Source organism: Terrisporobacter mayombei, from assembly GCF_020748465.1.
Classification (GTDB): Bacteria; Bacillota; Clostridia; order Peptostreptococcales; family Peptostreptococcaceae; genus Terrisporobacter; species Terrisporobacter mayombei.
Map to the genome: position 1 here is coordinate 1 of NZ_JAHZMP010000218.1, position 457 is coordinate 457.

The following is a 457-nucleotide window of genomic DNA, read 5'->3' on the forward strand; positions in this document are numbered from 1 at the left end:
CTTGCACGGAACGTTACTGGAGTTCGGCGAAACCGTCCACAAAGGCCGGGCCGCGATGGACAGAGAACTACCGGCAGCCCTGGAGAGAATGAAAGCAAAGTTACCACCGTATCTCATCACCGTACTGGAAGACCAGTACAGCAGGCTGAGTGAACTGGATTCGCTGATAGATGGCCTTGAAAAACAGCTCAACAGTGTGGCGCGACAGAATGAAATCTGTAAGCGACTGATGGAGATACCCGGTGTTGGGGCGTTAATTGCCACGGCAGCAGTTGCAACGATGGGAGAGGCGTCAGCGTTTAAATCAGGGAGAGCATTCGCCTCTTATGTTGGTCTGGTACCAAAGCAGACCGGTTCTGGAGGAAAAGTTCGCCTGCTGGGGATAAGTAAACGTGGTGACACTTATCTGAGAACCCTGTTTATCCACGGAGCAAGATCGGCATCACTCCGTGTAAAA

1 protein-coding gene is annotated in these 457 nt (G+C 52.1%); it reads left to right on the top strand.

The genetic code is table 11. The annotated features are described in order from the left end of the window. A partial coding sequence (locus K0039_RS25290) for an IS110 family RNA-guided transposase (protein WP_228106884.1) occupies positions 1–457 on the top strand: 457 nt, incomplete at both ends.